Genomic DNA, 18,095 nt, shown 5'->3' on the forward strand with positions numbered 1-18,095 from the left:
TGCCCCCCCCCCCCCCCCCCCCCCCGCCACCCCCCCGCCCCCCCCCCCCCCCGGGGGGGGGGGGGGCCCCGGGCCCTTGCCTGCTCGTACGGCAGTCGATACAACGACAGCCCCGGCGACTTGAGACCCCCGAGGCTGTCCAGGACCCACTGGGAGGACCTGATGGACATCAGCATGGCACAGCCTGCGACGGACTCCGACCCGGACATGAACGAGGCCCTGCGCCGCGTCCGGGAGCACGACAAGAGGGGTGGGACGCGGTGACCGTCACCGTCTACGGCACCGGCACCCTGCGCGCCGTGGCCGTCGACAACAGGTCGTTTGTCCTCAACCCGGTGCCCGGCCTCGTGGTGAGCAGGCGAGAGCGGGGCTTCCGCGCTGACTTGACGGCGTCCGGCGAGGCCGTCAGCCGGGTCCGCGAACTGACCCGCGCGATGCCGGCGTCGCACGGAACGGACGAGAGCCTGGCCGAGTCCGCGGAGCTCGTCGTCTCCGAACTGGTGGCCAACGCAGTGCGGGCGAGCGGCCCGAACGCGGTGGTCCCACTGGTCGTCGAAGTGCTCGTCGCACTGCCCGGCACACCGGGCATCGAGGTGATCGTCCACGACGCCGCCCCAGGCCAGCCGCACCGCGGCGAGGCATCGTTGGACAGCGCTGAGGCCGAGTCGGGCCGGGGCCTCGGGATTCTTGCCGCCCTCACGGACGGCTGGACCGTCGAGCCGTCGACGGAGCCGACCTTCAACAAGATGATCAGGTGCCGCGTCAGCCGCGCCGAGTAGCACCGCCGCCATCACGTCGGCGGAAGCGAGGACTGCTGGCCCTTCCGGGCACCGCCTCCGCGCGCTCGTAGGCGCGGCAGACGACCGCGCGCCCATCCCCAACTACCCCAAGGCCTCCCCGTTCCTGGGACTGCCTGAGTCTGAGATTTCCACGGAGGGCTCCATGACCTACATCCGGAACCATTTCGCTCCATCCGCTCCCCACTTGCCCGCCGCCGAGGCCGGCATCGACTGGCGCCACAACGCGGTTTGTCGAGAAGAGGATCCAGAGCTGTTTTTCCCGATCGGCAACACCGGCCCCGCACTCTTGCAAATTGAGGAAGCGAAGGCCGTGTGCCGTCGCTGCCCCGTCGTCGAACAGTGCCTTCAATGGGCGCTCGAGTCCGGGCAGGACAGCGGCGTTTGGGGCGGACTGTCCGAGGACGAGCGCCGGGCGATGAAACGCCGCGCCGCTCGCAACCGTGCCAGGCAGGCATCCGCCTGATGGCAAAGGCCATGCGAGAGCGCGGACGGCCGGAGAGGCCGCTGCGCCGGACGAACCGTGAGCACCACGTCGGTCGGCGAGCGCTCCGCTGAACCTTCCCTGCGACTTCGCTCCGTCGGTTGCCCGATCCGCACGTCCCGCGCGCATCACAGCGGGACGTGCGGTGAGGGGGAGCCGGACAGCCCGGACCACGCGAGAAGGGACCCACGACCGTGATGCCACTTCAAAGCGCGCCCGCCGTCATCAGTGACAACGGCACGCACCACTTCATCCTCACCCTGCAGCGGCCCCAGGGGGTGACCAGCACGCGATCGAGCCTGGTCACGCCGCGGCCCGGAGCGACGCGCGCCGAGGTCCTCTCGGCGATCATCGCCCACTACTTCCCCGAACTCTCGACGGGGATCGTCATCCTCTATTTCTCCCTCGAGCCCAATCAGCTCTGACGACGCGCGAGGAGATCTCATGAATCACCACCTCGAAGTCACGCTCCAGGCACCTGAGTTGCATGAGCCTCCGTGTCCGCACTGGCCGGCATGCCCGACGGCCGACAACCCGGACCGGGACGCGGCGACGGTTGTGGCCGCGCACCCGGAGCAGGGCTGGAGCCGGCTGTGCAACGGCGTCCTGGTCTTCGACGACACCGGCGAGTTGCTGCCCTCAGGAGAGATGGTCCCGCCGCGCCGCGCGCTCGCTCCCGACTGCGCCGCATAGCCGGAGCAGCGGCACCTGAATGCGTGGCTGCGCCGATGAACTACCCGATCCGCTGCCCCCCCCCCGGGGAGCGGCCGGCCCGGAAGGGAGGGGGGGGGCCGCCACCCGTACCCCGCAGAAGCCCACGCCTGTCCGTAAGAAGCCGGCCTCCCGCCAGGCCTCGCCTGCCGCCGCCCGCGCTACGTCCTCCACGTCGACCACGGCCAACCCGGCAGGGCCGGAGCCGGACTTCGAGGCGCTCGCCCGCGTCGCGGACGCCCGGGACCGCGCCGCCGACATCATCGACAGCGCGCGCGAGCAGGCATCCGTCCTTCAGACCGAAGCCGAGACCGCGGCCGCACGCACCCTCGCGGATACCCACGCGCAGGCTGCGGCGGTGCTGACCGAAGCACAGAACCGTGCCGCGGGCATCACCGCCGACGCCGACCAGGACGCCACCGCCCACCGCGCGGCGGCGAAGAAGGACCTGGAGGCTGCGCGCGGCGACGCTGAACGGCTCCTGGCGAACGCCCGCGAGCGGACCGAGACCATGGTGGCCGAGGCCCGTGCACAGGTCGTCGACCTCACCGAGCTGGCCGCCACCGACCGCGAAGCGACCAGCAAGGCAGTTGCCGAGCTCCGGCGCCTGGCGGAGGCAGACCTCGCCGAGATCGCAGCCCACGTAGAACGGCGCCGAGCCGAGGCCGGGAAGATCCTCACCCGAGCACAGGAGCAGGCCGACGAACTGGTGGCCGCAGCGCAGCGGGAAGCCGAACAAGCCCGCGCGCGGTACACCGAGCTCGCCGAGACGGCGGCCGCACAGTACGAAGGCCGGCGTGCGGAGGCGGAGCAGCTATACGCGAACGCGGTCCAGGCCGCCGACGCCCGGCGCCGCGAGGCCGAAACCCATGCCGCTGCCGCGCGCGCCGAGGCCGAGCAGACCCGAACCGAGCTGAGCGAACAACTACGCAAGCTCACCGACCAGTTCGACGCGGACGCCGCCGCCAAGCGCACCGCCCTCGCCGCCGAACTCGCCGAACTCAGGCAGGCGTGCGACACACAGCGCGAGCAGCTCCGCGACGAGGGCAAGACCATCGCAGCCAAACTGCGGGCAGCCGCCCAGAAGGACGCCGACCGCATCACGGCGGAGGCGGAGCGGAAGGCCAAGGCCATCACCGAGCGGGCACAGGCCGACGAGGCCCGCGCCCACCGCCTGATCGAGGAAGCCCGCGAGGCGAAGCGGGCCAACTCCCGCTGGCGCGGCTGGCACCAGAACCTCAGCCGCAAGGCCTGGAAGACCGCCCCGTGGATCGCGCTCGCCGCCGGCGTCGGCCTCGCCGCCTCCGGCGAATACGAACTGGCCCGCATGGTCGGCATCAACGAGTATGTCGCCCCGCTGCTGCCCGTCAGCATCGACGTCTACTGCGTCACCGCGTTCCGCACCAAGAAGGACATCGCGGCGGCGCTGCTGCTGATGGCGTCCGCCAACGTGGTCTTCCACCTCTCGGAACAGGCCCACCTCGTCCCCGAGGGGGCGGCCGCCCCGTGGCCGCTGACGACGTTCGTCGTCCTGATCTTTGTGGCCGTCATCTGGCGCGTCCACTCGCTCATGCACGACGCCGGTACGGACGGACACGGTGGTACGGACACGGCCGCTGGTACGGACGGACGTACCAGTACGGCCGCAGCCCGTACGGATGGATCCGTCGGTACGCAGCACGCCCGTACAAGCCCGACCGGTACGGACTTGTACGGCAGGCACGCTGGTACGGGACACGGGCGTACGGCTGGCGACGCGGTTCGTACGGAGCCTGTACACGGCATGCCGCACGATGCCGGTGCGGCGGGCGCGAATGCGGGTCTGACCAGCGCGTACAGCAGCCGTACAGGCGACGTACAAGCCGCCAAGAACGGAGGCTCGCGTACTGGTACGGAGCACACCGGCCGTACCAGCGCCGCCGCGTACGAGCGAACGGCTTGTACTAGTACGGCCACGGCACGTACGAATCCGCCCGACCACGATCTGGCCGGTCGTATCAGTACGCCGGGCAACCGCTCGCGTTCCGGATCAACGACCGCCACCGCGCCCCGTACAGGTACGGCCACCCGCCCCCGTACGGACGACGAACTGCTCCCGCTCGTACAGACGCTGCCGCGCGATGTCGACGGCTACGTCACCATCTCGCGCGTCCGTACCACCCTCTCCGTCAACCAGGACCGTGCGATCCGCCTATTGAAGCTGGCCGGCCGCCTGAGTCCCGAGGACGCCGACAAGTACCTGAAGTGAGCAGAACAACCTGTTTCGACGGTTCCACCGGCCCCCGAGCGAAGCCAGCGCCTCGGGGACACGGTGAAGGCGCCGAAGCGCCAGCCCACATCCTGTCGCCAATTCGGAGCCCCCGTACGGCACTTCACTGAGGAGAGAAACCCGCGATGACCAGCTCCAACGACGAGAAGGAAGACGACCCGTTCGAGCGGTTCAAGGAGAACCAGAGGCAGACCGATGAGGACGCACTGAAGGGGATTGCGGAGAATCCGGAGGCGTTCGCCATGCTGCTGTCCGAGTACCAGGCCAGTGCCGTCCACATGCTCCGCAACCTGGAGACCCTGCAGGTCTACGTGCGAGTGCACTGCCGCAATCAGCGGGTCGAAGGGGACAAGTGGAAGCAGGCGCTGTGGCGTTCGGTGCCGACCGAGATGGCGCTGCGACGGCTGGTGTCGGCCCTTAAGGGCGTGACCAGGGGACTGGAGAACAGCGCCCGGAAGCGGTACGAACACGCGGAAGGGATCAAGAGCCTGAAGAAGGAGCGGGCGCTGGCGCGGGCCCGGATGAATCAGCCGCAGCTCAAGGCCGTTCCGGGCCAGCAGGGGAGTGCGGTCCGGGGCGACGAGCAGCACGTTCCGAGGTCGGTTTATGACCTGCAGGGGCGTGATTCCGCGTGAGCCGGCCGCCGCTGAACAGGGTCGAGCGCACCAAGTTCAACCGCCGTAAATGGCAGCTCGACGAAGCGAAGAAGGCGCGGGAATCCCGTGGGGATACGGGTGCGATGGAGTTTTGGCTTCGGGTCACGCGCGCCGATATTTCCCGGGAATTGAAGGCCGGCCGGGCCGATGTGCTGCACGCCTTCACGCAGGTGCTCCGGCTGTTTCGGGTCGCACTGGCCCGGCGCGCGGACGGCGATCCGCGGCTGCTGAACGACCTGCTGGCCTACGCGCAGCAGGTCCTCGACAAGCACCCCGACTACTGACCGTCACGATGTGAGGTTCCTTCCGGAACGCCGGAAGGGGCCTCGCGCGCGCGAAACGCGTGCACACGTGCCCGCGTGCACGCGTGCACACAAGCGGTCACGTTCTGTCAACCCCTTTGGGAGGAGGGACCTGATGGCTGACGACGACCATGACCCGGGCACCGGGAGCACCGTGGTGCACGGCCCATGGGGCGAGGGTGACGACCACATCGGCCCGCCGGCCGTGCCGGACTTTTCTCCGGCGAATCCCCCGCCGGACACGACACCGGAGTCAGAAGAGCTATCCGGCGGCGAGAGGCCGCACATTCCCGCGGTGCCGACTCCCCTGTCACCGGCAGCCGTCCTGGCATCCACCGGAATCGGCGATGCGGACGAGCCGGATGATGACGAATTCGAGGACGGTGAGGGCGAGTACGAACACCCTCGCTCGCTGGCGGACCAGATCAGCGACTTCCTCGAATTCCGCATCGACCGGGCACGCGAGCGGCACCTCAACGAAATGCCGTACCGGGCAGCGGAGATGGCGCGCAAAACGGCGCTGCTCGAAGCCCGTACGGCCGCCGAAGTCGCGTTGATGGAGCAGAACGCGAAGTTCCATCAGGCGGTGATGAAGGCCCGGGGCGACAAGGCCGCCGCCCGCGGGAAAGCCGATGCGGACCGGGCGAAGTCCTCGGCTGGTCTGGGCGCGGACAAGGGCCGCTCCAAGTCCGGCGGTGGTGGCGGAGGGGCCCGCGGCGGCGGTTTGGGCCGCGGCGGCGGCAAGTCGCCTTCCGGTGGCGGTTCGAAGTCGAACCGCAGCGGCTCCGGTTCCGGGGCTGGGGGTTCGAAGACGACGCCGAAGAACGGGACTGGACGGGGCGGGGGCGGCCGCGCAGGTGGCGGCGGGCCAGACCGGGTCGGCAAGGGCGGCAAAGGCACTTTCGACGGTCGTGGCGGTGTGGGCCGCGGCGGCGGCAAGTCGTCTACCGGCTCGGGCGGTTCCGCAGGCCCGCGCACACCCGGGCAGGAGCGGGCCCGCGGCCGGCAGAAGCGGCGTACCGAGCGGCAGAAGGCGCGCTTGGAGGACCGGACCAAGAACCGTGACCAGCAGCGTCGGCAGCGGCAGGCGGAGTGGGAGAAGCGCCAGGCCGATGACGCCGAGCGCGAGGCCAAGAAGACCGAGACGGCCGCACGGGACAAGGAGGAGCAGGAGAAGAAGAAGGTCCCCGACGACGGCGCGTCGCCGAAGCGCATCACGCTGGCCAAGGCCACCGGTGATGCGTTGGAGGAGCGCTGGAACAAGCGGCGCGCGGCAGCCGAACGCGCCCGTGCGGCGAAGGCCGAGGCCGCCAAGGCCACGGAGAAGGTCGACCTGACCAAGGCACCGAAGAACGAGACGCCGAAGAAGGTCGACCTGACCAAGGCACCGAAGAACGAGACGCCGAAGAAGGTGGACCTCACCAAACCGCCGAAACCCGCGGAGCCGCGCTCCGGCGAGGCCCCCAAGGTGGATCTCACGAAGCCGGACACCGGCTCAAAGGGCACCGACACGGGCAAGAGCACCGGACCGGGCCCGGGAGGAGACCCGGCTGCGGAAAAGCCGAAGCCCGACCCGGATCCCGGCGATCCGCAGGCATCGAAGCCGGACGCCGGCCCGGGCACACCGGACGCAGATCCGCAGGGGCCAGGTCACCGTGAGGACGGCCCGCGCACGAAGTGGGAGCGGTCCTTCAAGGCCTTTCGGGACCACCGCGCCCGCAAACGCGAACAGCCGCGTGCTCGCACGGAACGCGACCAGGCCGCGGGTCAGCAGCCGATCCCTGCCCACACGGTGGGCATCACCCTCGAACGCGACGACCCGCCCGCTCCATCCACCGCGGCCGACAAGGAGACCAGCGCGGCACGCCGTTCTATCCCGTCGCTCCCGCCGGCCACCGCACCGCACACCGCGGGGTCGGGCACCAGCACACCGCTCGAAGAGGAGAAGACCGTGAGTCATCCGGCCGCGAAACCCCAGGGGCCCGTGGCCCCGATGGCCGCCCAGCACCGCACCAACATCACCTTCGAGGAGTACCTCATCGAGGTGGTCAACCTCGCGGTCGCGGCCGCCTGCGACAAGGAGGAGGCCGAAGAACTGTCCGAGGCGCTCGCCAAAGTGTCCGATGCCCTGCGGGAGATGGAGCGGGAGCTGGCGGTCGACCACAACATCGACAGCCGAGTCACGGCCCTGATCGCGAACCTCGCGGACAGCGCGGACCGGATGCGCAGCTTCGCCGACCGGTTCGCCAAGGCGTGTGAAACCGCCAGCGATGCCGCCACGCTCGCTGCGTTCTCCGTGGGCCGCACCTACAGCGAGGACCTCGCGGCGATGGAGGCAGGCGGCCTGAAGACCGCGTCCGCCGCCGCCCACCACGACTGACCCCCAGACAGGAGAGCCTGCGATGAGTGAGGAAATCGGCCCCACCAACGGCGACAACAAGTACAAGTCCGTGCAGCACAAGCTGCTGAAGCTGGCCGGCGCGCTGGACAGCGCCCATGTCCGGCTGCAGCGGCTGCAGATGCGCATGGACATCAACGCAAACAAGTCCGAGGACCTGGCGCGCGACATCGAACGTGCCGAGCTGGACAAGAAGTTCGTCAACATGCAGAACGTGGTGTCGGTCGCCCTGGGCGGCGTCGCGATCGAGGCCCGCAAGCTCGCCGAGACCACCCAGGAGGTCGCCGCGGACGCGTGGGACGTCCGCAAGACCCATGCCCAGCTGTACGAGCCGCTGGACACGATCCGCTCCGGCCGCGCCGAACGCACCCCCAAGCCGGGCTTCCTCGTGCGACGCGGCGGCTAACCGCCCCGAGCCCGCCAACGCAACCACCGCACCTCACCCGGAGGGCGCCCTTGCCAGGGGCGCCCTCCGCGCCCGTATGCCCGTCTCGTTTCCTCTCACCGTCGCGGACTCGACGTCCCAGGGCCGCAGCACGATCGGAGAATTTCGGTGTCCATCCCCCGCAGTGTCGTACTGGAACGCCTCGTCTATACCGCGGCCGCACCGGTCATCGCTGCGGCCCCCAACCTGTCTCCCGACGGAGCCCTGAACACCAGCGTCGTCCTGGCCGGTTCAGCCGCCGCGGCCGGCATCGTCGCCACCTGGATCGGCGGCAAGAAGGGCACCACCGATGCCGCCGGACGCAAGATCCTGCGGATGAGCCCGGTCGCGACCGGCAGCCTCATCGACCTCGCCGCGCTGTGGACACCCGGCTGGTACTGGGGCCTGGACGCCGCCGCGGCCGCCACATGGGCCGCGGCCTACTCGCTGATCGTTCCGATGGCCCGGCACGGGCGGCGCCGACACCGACCGGCCCTCGCGGCCGCCGTCGAACCCGCACCTGCGGCCGCCGTGGAACAGACACCCGACGACGGTGCGAGCCTGTACACGCGGCAAGTGCGGCTGTTGTGGGACAACGCCGGCCGGCCCGGCCGCACCTTCGTCGTCACCGCCACCCCGCACCCCGGCACCCACCACGACCTCACCCTCACGCTCCGCGCCGCCGAAGACGGCCGGCCGATCACCATGCTCACCGACCACGAGATCGCCGCGCCCTTCGACGTCGACGAGCGCGCCGTGAAGATCGAGCGGATGGTGCGGGCCGACGGCACGCTGGTCGGCCCGAGCTGGCTGCAGGTCCACATCACGCCGGACGAGACCAAACGCCGCCGCAAGCAGCCCTCCGACGCAGAGCGGTGGGACGACCGCATCGGCTACGAGCGCGGCCCCATCCCCCACTCCCAGCTCGTCGACAAACTCCGCGACGATGAGCGCGGTGTCACCCACTACATCGCCCGCATGCCCGCGGGCATGGGCGAACCCGTCATCAACGAAGAGCGGCTCGCCCAAGCCCTCGGCGCCGGCGCGGACGAGGGCTGCGTCTTCGTCACCCTGGACGGCGGCGGCAAATTCCTCGTCTCCCACTGGGACTCCACCCCGCTCGCCGCGCTGTACCCGGCCACCCGCGAACTGCTCACCCCCGATGCGGAGGGCCGCTATGTCGTCGGCTACCTCGGCAACGGGCAGCCCGCCCGCAACCGGTGCCACACCGACCGCGGCGCCGCCCACGGCCTGTACGTCGCGCCATCCGGCGGCGGCAAGACCCAGCTGCTCGCCCTGTCCGTGGTCGCCGACGCCAACTGGGGCGCCGTCGTGTGGCTCGCGTCCGAGTCGCCGGACGAGAAGACCACCAAGCTCGGCCAGCACATCGACCGACAGGGCACCGGCGCCCTGTACATGCTGCGCGCTCTGAGGGCCACCCTCGGCCTGATGGCGATCCGCGGCGAGATGGTGTGGGAGGACGGCGAGGTCCACGACTGGCACCCCGAGGCGACCGGCTGCCCCTACCGGCCGCTGAAGCTGAAGCTGGACGAGTTCCTGTCCGCCGCCCGCCACCCCCAGTACGGCGGGGAGATCATGGACTTGGCGGAGCAGGCCTCCGTCAAGGGACGCAAGTACGCCATCGGCGAGGACGTCGCCGGCCAATCCATCTACGTCCACGACGGGTTCACGCAGCTCCTCAACGAGAACCTGCGCGAGAACAGCATCCCGATCGTCCTCAAGGTCGCCGCCAAGAAGGTCCCCGAGATGTTCAAGGCCCTCGGGGTTCCGGCCGAGAACATCCCCGCCCCGCTGCCGCGGTCCTTCACCCAGGAGCCGGAAGGCCGCATCGAGCGCGTCATGAAGGGCGAGCCCGAGCCGGCGGCCGACTCCAACACCGGCGGGGCCGGCTGGATCGTGGAGAACCGCAAACCGGAAGTCCTGCGCACCCTATACATCAACTTCCTCGAGTCCATCGCGCACTTGTTCCCTGAGCAGGTGTACCGCCTCACCGATCACGAGATCCGCGAACTCGAAGCGCGCGGGCTCTGGTTCGACTGGACGCTGCCGCCCCAGCCCGGCGAATTCGGCGAAGAGATCGAAGACGAAGACGCCGACGACCTCGATGCCAGCGACACGACCCGCACGCGCTCCGCTTCTCGCGCCGGCGGGGCCCGCCGCTACGAGGCGGAAGTCACCACCCCCGCGCAGGCCTTGGAGCGCATCAAGCACCTCACCAACACCTAAACGCGCGATCACGCACGCCCCATGGGCGTGCTGCCCACCTGCCCCGACACGACGCACTGCGTCTTGGGGTCCTCTGGTGCCCCGAACCGCCCTCGCCCCCCCACCCTCCACGTCGGCCCGCACGCTCGCGGCCGGCCTGTCGCTCGAGGCGCGCCTCGCCCTCATCGACGCGCTCATGACCGAGCGCCTCGAACTCGCCGCCCTCGCCTACGACATCAACACCGCACACCTCACCAGCACCCGCGACCTGCTCGACCTCGCCGACGTCATCACCGTCCCGATCGACATCGACCCGTCACCGGCCACGCCGTACGGCACACCCGTCGCCGCGCTCCTGCAGCGCGCCCACCGCCGGATGGCCGTGGCCGGCTGGTGCCGCGGTGCACTCCGCAACGCGCAGGGCGCGATCTGCCAGCTCGCGTCCATCCGGGCCGAGTCCGGCGGCAGAACCGCCCTGGAGCACGACGCCACCGACGTCCTCCTGGACGCGATACGCCGTGAGTTCGACGGCTTCGACACCGTGCCCAGCTTCAACGACGCGTTCACCGACGGCTCGATGCCGCTGCGGATGCTCGGCAAAGCCGCCGACCTCGCCGACGCCCGCGGCCTCTGACGCGAGCCACAAGCGTCCTGACGCTGGCCCTGCACCGTTGCTGAACCGACCTTTGCCTGCCCGCCCTTCGGGAGCCTCGGCACCGAGACCCCGGGGGCGTTCAGGGAGTCGGAACAACCCACGCGAGCCCTGCACCGTCTGCCCGCGAAACCCCTGGAGCCCGCCGTGACGAAGCCCCCCGCAAAAAAGACCGCCGCGAAAAGGCCCGCTGCGAAGCGGCCGACGGCCAAGACGCCTGCCGCGAAGCGGACCCCGGGACAGCGGGCGCCGGCGAAAAGGGCAGCAGCGAAGAAGACGGCCGCCAAGAAGCCCACCTCCACCCGGTGGCCAACACGGCGACCTCCGCGACGCGGCGCCAGGAACCTGGGTCCGCCCCACCGCAGGGACGGCATCGCGCTGCTGCTGCTCGGTGGCGCTCTGACGGTCGCCGTGGGCACCTGGGGCGACGGTCAGGGACCGGCGGGCGCGCTCATCGCGACCCTGGTGACCGGCTCCGTCGGACGCCTCGACATCCTCGTACCGGTGCTGCTCGCCGTACTGGCCGTACGCATGGTCCGGCGCACGAATCCGCTCCCGGGCCACCGCCGCCGCGCCATCGGGCTGTTGTTGGTGGCCATCGGGATCCTCGGGCTGATCCACATTGCCTGCGGTTCCCCATCTCGCACAGACAGCTTGCAGGCCATACGGGACGCGGGCGGCTTGATCGGCTGGGGCGCCGCGACCCCGCTCACATACATGATGGGCGCCCTGCTGCCCGCACCCCTGCTGGTGCTCGTCATCGTCTTCGGCCTGCTGGTCGCCACCGCCACCTCGGTCAACGCCGTCCCTCGCCGGCTGCGCGCGCTCGGTTCGCATCTCGGCGTCCTCCAGGCCCCGGCGCCCAACGCACCCCGCAGCGACGGCGAACGAAACCCCGAGCACCCGCGTACCGCCCTGCCGGCACCCGCCCCGCGGGTCCAGCTCAGCAGCGAAGCGCGCACGCCTGACGTCCCAAAGACGACCGCGCCACCGCGCGGACAGAGTGCGGCCGTGCCTGCGCCGAGGCCGCCCCAGCCCCCGGCTCGCGCGAAGGTGTCCTCTTCGAAGGTCGTTCCTGACCTGACGAAGGCCGCTCCCGCGGCGCCCCGGGAGCTGCCGCCGCGCGCCGAGCAGCTCCAGCTCTCCGGCGACATCACCTACGCGCTGCCCTCGCTCGACCTTCTGGAGCGCGGCGGGCCGGGCAAGACGCGCAGTGCCGCCAACGACGCCGTGGTGGCCTCGCTCAGCAATGTGTTCTCCGAGTTCAAGGTCGACGCCGAGGTCACCGGGTTCACCCGGGGCCCGACGGTCACGCGCTACGAGGTCGAGCTCGGCCCCGCGGTGAAGGTCGAGAAGATCACGGCGCTGGCCAAGAACATCGCGTACGCGGTCGCCTCGCCCGACGTCCGGATCATCAGCCCGATCCCCGGCAAGTCCGCGGTCGGCATCGAGATCCCGAACACCGACCGCGAGATGGTCAACGTCGGCGACGTGCTGCGGCTCGCGGACGCCGCCGAGGACGACCACCCGATGCTGGTCGCGCTCGGCAAGGACGTCGAGGGCGGCTACGTCATGGCGAACCTCGCCAAGATGCCGCACGTCCTGGTGGCAGGCGCCACCGGCTCCGGCAAGTCGTCCTGCATCAACTGCCTGATCACTTCGATCATGGTGCGCGCGACCCCCGAGGACGTGCGCATGGTCCTCGTCGACCCCAAGCGCGTGGAGCTCACCGCGTACGAGGGCATTCCGCACCTGATCACGCCGATCATCACCAACCCGAAGCGGGCCGCCGAGGCGCTGCAGTGGGTCGTACGGGAGATGGATCTGCGCTATGACGACCTCGCGGCGTACGGCTTCCGTCATATCGACGATTTCAACGAGGCGGTACGCAACGGCAAGGTCACCCCGCCGCTCGGCAGTGAGCGGGAGCTACAGCCGTACCCGTATCTCCTTGTCATCGTCGACGAGCTCGCGGACCTGATGATGGTCGCGCCGCGCGACGTCGAGGACGCGATCGTCCGCATCACCCAGCTCGCGCGCGCCGCCGGTATCCACCTCGTGCTCGCGACCCAGCGGCCGTCCGTGGACGTCGTGACCGGACTGATCAAGGCGAATGTGCCCTCGCGGCTCGCCTTCGCCACCTCCTCGCTCGCCGACAGCCGGGTCATCCTCGACCAGCCGGGTGCCGAGAAGCTGATCGGCAAGGGCGACGGGCTGTTCCTGCCGATGGGCGCGAACAAGCCGACCCGTATGCAGGGCGCCTTCGTCACCGAGGCCGAGATCGCCGCCGTCGTGCAGCACTGCAAGGACCAGATGGCGCCCGTCTTCCGGGACGACGTCACGGTCGGCACCAAGCAGAAGAAGGAGATCGACGAGGAGATCGGCGACGATCTGGACCTCCTGTGCCAGGCCGCCGAACTGGTCGTTTCGACCCAGTTCGGGTCGACCTCGATGCTCCAGCGCAAGCTCCGGGTCGGGTTCGCGAAGGCGGGGCGCCTGATGGACCTGATGGAGTCGCGGAACATCGTCGGACCCAGCGAGGGCTCGAAAGCCCGGGATGTCCTGGTCAAGCCGGATGAATTGGATGGAGTGCTGGCGGTGATCCGGGGGGAGGCTCACCCGTAAGGGGACGGCAGGCAACCGTTTCTCTTCGGACCACGTCAAGTTGGAAGAGGGGTAGGCGACCTGTCCCACCATCAGGATGTCCGGTCATGATGCATGTCCGGCCAGCCTGATGGCGTACAAAGTGCTCCCGCCCGGTTGCCCCACCCTTTCGTACCCCCCCTAGACTGAACGTCCAGCAGGTGGCTACACGCTCGAAAGGCGCCCCCGTGTCCATCGGCAACTCCCCTGAAGACGACCGTCCTTCATTCCCGGAGGACGAGGACCGTCCCTCGATCGGCCGAGCTCTGCAGCTCGCCCGTATCGACGCGCGTCTCACGGTCGACGAGGTCAGCGCGGCGACCCGCGTCCGGGTACCGATCGTGCATGCGATCGAACAGGACGACTTCTCGCGCTGCGGTGGCGACGTCTACGCACGAGGACATATCCGCACCATCGCGCACGCCGTCGGCATCGACCCCGCCCCGCTGCTCGCCCAGTTCGCCGAGGAACGCGGCGGCCGGCCCACGCCGACCCCCGCGGCCCCGCTGTTCGAGGCCGAGCGCATCCGCCCCGAGCCGCGTCGCCCCAACTGGACCGCCGCCATGGTCGCGGCGATCGTCGCGGTGATCGGCTTCGTCGGCTTCACGATGTTCAGCGACTCCGACAAGGGCACCAAGAACCCCGTCGCCGAGGGCTCGGCGTCGCCCGCGACCAGCAAGCCCGCCGACAAGCCGGCGCCCGCGAAGCCGGCCGACCCCAAGCCGGACCCGGCCGACAGCGCGATCGCCGGTGCGCCCAAGGACAAGGTCACGGTCCTGATCAGCGCCGAAGAGGGCAAGAGCTGGATCTCCGTCAAGGGCCACGACGGCGCGACGATGTTCGACGGGCTTGTCGCGGACGGCCAGACCAAGACCTTCACCGACGACGAGCGCATCGACCTCGTGCTCGGGAACGCGGGAGCCATAAAGCTCTTCGTGAACGGCAAGGAGGTCAAGGACGACTTCCAGGAGGGCCAGGTCGAGCGGCTCTCCTACACCAAGGACGACAAGGGGGCCGACCCCGAGGTCGGCTGATCCACACGCTTCGGACGCCCCGCCGGTTGCCTGCCCGGCGGGGCTTCGCGTTTCCCGGGCGGGCCCCGCGAAGGCGGCCGCCGGGCCTCGCGGCAAGGACGGGCAGGTGAACCAGATACTCTGGACGTTATGCCCGAACGCCGTACCGTCGCCCTTGTCACTCTTGGCTGCGCCCGTAACGAGGTGGACTCGGAGGAGCTCGCAGGCCGCTTGGAGGCGGACGGCTGGGAGCTCGTCGAGGACGCCTCGGACGCGGATGTCGCCGTCGTCAACACCTGCGGATTCGTCGACGCCGCCAAGAAGGACTCCGTCGACGCCCTGCTCGAGGCCAATGACCTCAAGGACCATGGCAGGACCCAGGCCGTCGTGGCCGTGGGCTGCATGGCCGAGCGGTACGGCAAGGAGCTCGCCGAAGCGCTGCCCGAAGCCGACGGTGTGCTCGGCTTCGACGACTACACCGACATCTCCAGCCGCCTGAACACCATCCTCAGCGGCGGCAACATCGAGGCGCACGCCCCGCGCGACCGCCGCAAGCTCCTTCCGATCACGCCCGCCGAGCGCCAGGCCGCCGCCGCGGGTACCGCGCTGCCCGGGCATGCGCAGGCCCCCGAGGACCTTCCGGAGGGTCTCGCGCCCGAGTCCGGTCCGCGCGCGCCCCTGCGCCGCCGTATGGGCACCTCGCCCGTCGCCTCCGTGAAGCTGGCCTCCGGCTGCGACCGGCGCTGCTCGTTCTGCGCGATCCCGTCCTTCCGCGGCTCCTTCATCTCGCGCCGTCCCTCGGACGTGCTCGGTGAGACCCGCTGGCTGGCCGAGCAGGGCGTGAAGGAGATCATGCTGGTCTCCGAGAACAACACCTCGTACGGCAAGGACCTCGGCGACATCCGCCTTCTGGAGACGCTGCTTCCCGAGCTCGCCGCCGTCGACGGGATCGAGAGCGTACGCGTCAGCTACCTCCAGCCGGCCGAGATGCGGCCGGGTCTGATCGACGTGCTGACCTCGACCGAGAAGGTCGCCCCGTACTTCGACCTCTCCTTCCAGCACTCCGCGCCGAACGTGCTGCGGGCGATGCGCCGCTTCGGCGACACCGACCGTTTCCTGGAGCTGCTCGACACGATCCGCGCCAAGGCGCCCACGGCCGGTGTCCGGTCCAACTTCATCGTGGGCTTCCCCGGTGAGACCGAGGCCGATGTGGACGAGCTGGAGCGCTTCCTCACGGGTGCGCGGCTGGATGCGATCGGGGTCTTCGGATACTCCGACGAGGACGGCACCGAGGCCGCCACGTACGACAACAAGCTGGACGAGGACGTCGTCGCCCAGCGCCTCGCGCGGATCTCGCAGCTGGCCGAGGAGCTCACCCACCAGCGGGCCGACGAGCGCGTGGGCGAGAGCCTGCGGGTGCTCGTCGAGTCGGTCGACGATGAGGACGGCGCCACCGGTCGCGGTGCGCACCAGGCACCGGAGACCGATGGACAGGTGGTGTTCACGTCGAGTCAAGGCTTGACTGTCGGTCGTATGGTCGAGGCAAAGGTCGTCGGCACCGAAGGCGTCGACCTGGTCGTGGAGTGTCTTGAGGAGGCGGGCAGATGACGGGAGTCCCGGCATCGGCAGCGGGCGGGGCCGGCGGTAAGCCGGTGCCCGGCGGCAAGCTGGGTGCTGCGGCCGTCAATCAGGCCAGCCTCTGGAACATCGCCAACATCCTCACCATGATCCGGCTCCTTCTCGTGCCGGGTTTCGTCATGCTGCTGCTGGCGGACGGCGGGTATGACCCCGCCTGGCGCTCGCTGGCGTGGGCGGCCTTCGCGATCGCCATGATCACGGACCTGTTCGACGGGCATCTGGCCCGTACGTACAACCTCGTCACCGACTTCGGGAAGATCGCCGACCCCATCGCCGACAAGGCGATCATGGGCGCCGCGCTGATCTGCCTCTCCTACCTCGGCGATCTGCCGTGGTGGGTGACCGGTGTGATCCTCGGCCGTGAACTCGGCATCACGCTGCTTCGTTTCATCGTCATCCGGTACGGGGTGATCCCCGCCAGCCGCGGCGGCAAGCTGAAGACGCTGGCGCAGGGCATAGCGGTGGGGATGTACGTGCTGGCGCTCACCGGGCCGCTGGCCACGCTGCGGTTCTGGGTGATGGCCATAGCGGTGGTGCTCACCGTCGGGACCGGCCTGGACTATGTGCGCCAGGCCGTCGTGCTGCGGCGCCAGGGGCTCGCGAAGGAGCGGGCCGAGGCGCTGGAGGGGTCGTGACCGCCGGGGAAGCGGCTGACCCGGTCGAGTCGGCCGGGGAAGCGGCCGGCCTCGTCCAGTCGACCGGGGAAGCGGCTGCCCTTGTTCAGCGCCTTCTCGTCTCACGAGGTGAAACGCTCGCCGTCGCGGAGTCGCTGACCGGAGGTATGGTCGCGGCAGAGCTCACGGCCGTGCCGGGCGCCTCCAAGGTGCTGCGCGGCTCCGTCACCGCGTACGCCACCGAGATCAAGCACTCGGTGCTCGGCGTCGACGGTTCGCTTCTTGCAGGGCGCGGCGCGGTCGATCCCGAGGTCGCACGGCAGATGGCGGTCGGTGTACGCCGGCTGCTCGGCGCCGACTGGGGCATCGCGACCACCGGTGTCGCCGGACCCGATCCACAGGACGGGCAGCCGGTCGGGACGGTGTACGTGGCCGTCGCCGGACCGGTCGAAGAGGTCACGGAACCGGACGAACCCACCGGGCGACCAGGTCCGGAACATGGGAAAGTCGCTGCTCTGAGGTTGAACGGCGACCGTACGGAAATTCGTATGGAGAGTGTACGGAGCGTGCTCGGTCTGCTCGTGAGCGAACTGACCGGGAATGCGGGCGCACAGGATACGGAACAGAACGGGGGGAATTGATGTTTGCAGCCCTGAGTGAACACGACATCGCTCCCCGCACGGCCGCCCCGCGAGGCGGTACGGTGGGGCGTGAAGGATGCGGCTACGCGGTCCGAGGAGGGAGCCACCGATGATTCTGCTCCGTCGCCTGCTGGGTGACGTGCTGCGTCGGCAGCGCCAGCGCCAGGGCCGTACTCTGCGCGAAGTCTCCTCGTCCGCCCGAGTCTCGCTCGGCTATCTCTCCGAGGTGGAGCGGGGGCAGAAGGAGGCGTCCTCCGAGCTGCTGTCCGCCATCTGCGACGCGTTGGACGTACGGATGTCCGAGCTCATGCGCGAGGTCAGCGATGAGCTGTCGCTCGCCGAGCTGGCCGCATCGGCCGCCGCGGGTGAGACCGCGCGCGAACCGGTGGCTGCCGGAGTGCGTCCCATGCTCAATTCCGTCTCCGTGGCCGGTGTGCCGCCGGAGCGGGTCACCATCAAGGCGCCCGCCGAGGCTGTGGACGTGGTCGCCGCCTGATCGGTTTTTCGGCTTTCCCAGAACCCCGGCCGGGTTTGCGGCCGGGGTTCTGGCGTTCCCGGGCGCGCATGGGGACTTTGGTCCCGGGTACGCGGGACTTTCGAAATGCCCACTTTTGTGGGTGCGTGCCA

The 18,095-nt window shown here is 69.9% G+C and carries 17 protein-coding genes; all 17 read left to right on the forward strand.

Annotated features, from left to right (window positions below; translation table 11 throughout):
* Positions 1 to 260: 260 nt before the first annotated feature.
* On the forward strand, positions 261 to 779 hold the full coding sequence (locus tag JAO81_RS04260; RefSeq protein ID WP_199546384.1) for an ATP-binding protein: 519 nt from the start codon (positions 261 to 263) through the stop codon (positions 777 to 779).
* A 226-nt stretch (positions 780 to 1,005) separates the two neighbouring features.
* Complete coding sequence (locus JAO81_RS04265; RefSeq protein ID WP_040248489.1) at positions 1,006 to 1,263, forward strand: WhiB family transcriptional regulator; 258 nt, start codon at positions 1,006 to 1,008, stop codon at positions 1,261 to 1,263.
* Positions 1,264 to 1,478: 215 nt separating this feature from the next.
* Positions 1,479 to 1,706: a hypothetical protein gene (locus JAO81_RS04270; RefSeq protein WP_233414892.1), complete on the forward strand. Its 228-nt coding sequence runs from the start codon at positions 1,479 to 1,481 to the stop codon at positions 1,704 to 1,706.
* A 58-nt stretch (positions 1,707 to 1,764) separates the two neighbouring features.
* Positions 1,765 to 1,974 carry a DUF5999 family protein gene (locus tag JAO81_RS04275; RefSeq protein ID WP_374194256.1) on the forward strand — a complete coding sequence of 70 codons (210 nt, stop codon included), beginning with the start codon at positions 1,765 to 1,767 and terminating at the stop codon, positions 1,972 to 1,974.
* A gap of 19 nt (positions 1,975 to 1,993) precedes the next feature.
* A complete protein-coding gene (locus JAO81_RS04280; protein WP_233414893.1) occupies positions 1,994 to 4,240 on the forward strand; it encodes a hypothetical protein in 2,247 nt (748 codons plus the stop codon).
* A gap of 146 nt (positions 4,241 to 4,386) precedes the next feature.
* On the forward strand, positions 4,387 to 4,896 hold the full coding sequence (locus tag JAO81_RS04285; RefSeq protein ID WP_199546386.1) for a hypothetical protein: 510 nt from the start codon (positions 4,387 to 4,389) through the stop codon (positions 4,894 to 4,896).
* Positions 4,893 to 5,201, forward strand: coding sequence for a hypothetical protein (locus JAO81_RS04290; protein ID WP_199546387.1), 309 nt, complete (start codon positions 4,893 to 4,895; stop codon positions 5,199 to 5,201). The genes JAO81_RS04285 and JAO81_RS04290 overlap by 4 nt, the downstream gene beginning before the upstream one ends.
* A 133-nt stretch (positions 5,202 to 5,334) precedes the next feature.
* Entirely contained in the window at positions 5,335 to 7,599 is a 2,265-nt protein-coding gene (locus JAO81_RS43305; RefSeq protein WP_199546388.1) for an ATP/GTP-binding protein, read from the forward strand.
* A gap of 22 nt (positions 7,600 to 7,621) precedes the next feature.
* Positions 7,622 to 8,023 carry a conjugal transfer protein TraB gene (locus tag JAO81_RS04300; RefSeq protein WP_199546389.1) on the forward strand — a complete coding sequence of 134 codons (402 nt, stop codon included), beginning with the start codon at positions 7,622 to 7,624 and terminating at the stop codon, positions 8,021 to 8,023.
* A 147-nt stretch (positions 8,024 to 8,170) separates the two neighbouring features.
* Positions 8,171 to 10,288: a chromosome segregation protein ParM gene (locus JAO81_RS04305; RefSeq protein WP_199546390.1), complete on the forward strand. Its 2,118-nt coding sequence runs from the start codon at positions 8,171 to 8,173 to the stop codon at positions 10,286 to 10,288.
* A 76-nt stretch (positions 10,289 to 10,364) separates the two neighbouring features.
* Positions 10,365 to 10,901, forward strand: coding sequence for a hypothetical protein (locus JAO81_RS04310; protein ID WP_199546391.1), 537 nt, complete (start codon positions 10,365 to 10,367; stop codon positions 10,899 to 10,901).
* Between the two features lie 165 nt (positions 10,902 to 11,066).
* Entirely contained in the window at positions 11,067 to 13,544 is a 2,478-nt protein-coding gene (locus tag JAO81_RS04315; RefSeq protein WP_199546392.1) for a DNA translocase FtsK, read from the forward strand.
* 206 nt (positions 13,545 to 13,750) lie between these two features.
* Complete coding sequence (locus JAO81_RS04320) at positions 13,751 to 14,596, forward strand: RodZ domain-containing protein (RefSeq protein WP_199546393.1); 846 nt, start codon at positions 13,751 to 13,753, stop codon at positions 14,594 to 14,596.
* A 129-nt stretch (positions 14,597 to 14,725) separates the two neighbouring features.
* Entirely contained in the window at positions 14,726 to 16,183 is a 1,458-nt protein-coding gene (rimO, locus tag JAO81_RS04325) for a 30S ribosomal protein S12 methylthiotransferase RimO (RefSeq protein ID WP_199546394.1), read from the forward strand.
* On the forward strand, positions 16,180 to 16,848 hold the full coding sequence (pgsA, locus tag JAO81_RS04330) for a CDP-diacylglycerol--glycerol-3-phosphate 3-phosphatidyltransferase (RefSeq protein WP_199546395.1): 669 nt from the start codon (positions 16,180 to 16,182) through the stop codon (positions 16,846 to 16,848). The genes rimO and pgsA overlap by 4 nt, the downstream gene beginning before the upstream one ends.
* The gene (locus JAO81_RS04335) at positions 16,845 to 17,468 is read left to right on the forward strand and encodes a CinA family protein (RefSeq protein ID WP_199546396.1); all 624 of its coding nucleotides are present in this window, start codon (positions 16,845 to 16,847) and stop codon (positions 17,466 to 17,468) included. The genes pgsA and JAO81_RS04335 overlap by 4 nt, the downstream gene beginning before the upstream one ends.
* A 109-nt stretch (positions 17,469 to 17,577) precedes the next feature.
* Entirely contained in the window at positions 17,578 to 17,964 is a 387-nt protein-coding gene (locus JAO81_RS04340) for a helix-turn-helix domain-containing protein (RefSeq protein WP_165333629.1), read from the forward strand.
* Positions 17,965 to 18,095: the final 131 nt, after the last annotated feature.

The sequence above is a fragment of the Streptomyces sp. N35 genome, assembly GCF_016464295.1.
GTDB lineage: Bacteria > Actinomycetota > Actinomycetes > Streptomycetales > Streptomycetaceae > Streptomyces.

Coding starts and splice junctions, on each gene's coding strand:
- JAO81_RS43305 (WP_199546388.1), top strand. CDS start 5,335: ATGGCTGACGACGACCATGACCCGGGCACCGGGAGCACCGTGGTGCAC.
- JAO81_RS04285 (WP_199546386.1), top strand. CDS start 4,387: ATGACCAGCTCCAACGACGAGAAGGAAGACGACCCGTTCGAGCGGTTC.
- JAO81_RS04340 (WP_165333629.1), top strand. CDS start 17,578: ATGATTCTGCTCCGTCGCCTGCTGGGTGACGTGCTGCGTCGGCAGCGC.
- JAO81_RS04300 (WP_199546389.1), top strand. CDS start 7,622: ATGAGTGAGGAAATCGGCCCCACCAACGGCGACAACAAGTACAAGTCC.
- rimO (WP_199546394.1), top strand. CDS start 14,726: ATGCCCGAACGCCGTACCGTCGCCCTTGTCACTCTTGGCTGCGCCCGT.
- JAO81_RS04270 (WP_233414892.1), top strand. CDS start 1,479: ATGCCACTTCAAAGCGCGCCCGCCGTCATCAGTGACAACGGCACGCAC.
- JAO81_RS04280 (WP_233414893.1), top strand. CDS start 1,994: ATGCGTGGCTGCGCCGATGAACTACCCGATCCGCTGCCCCCCCCCCGG.
- pgsA (WP_199546395.1), top strand. CDS start 16,180: ATGACGGGAGTCCCGGCATCGGCAGCGGGCGGGGCCGGCGGTAAGCCG.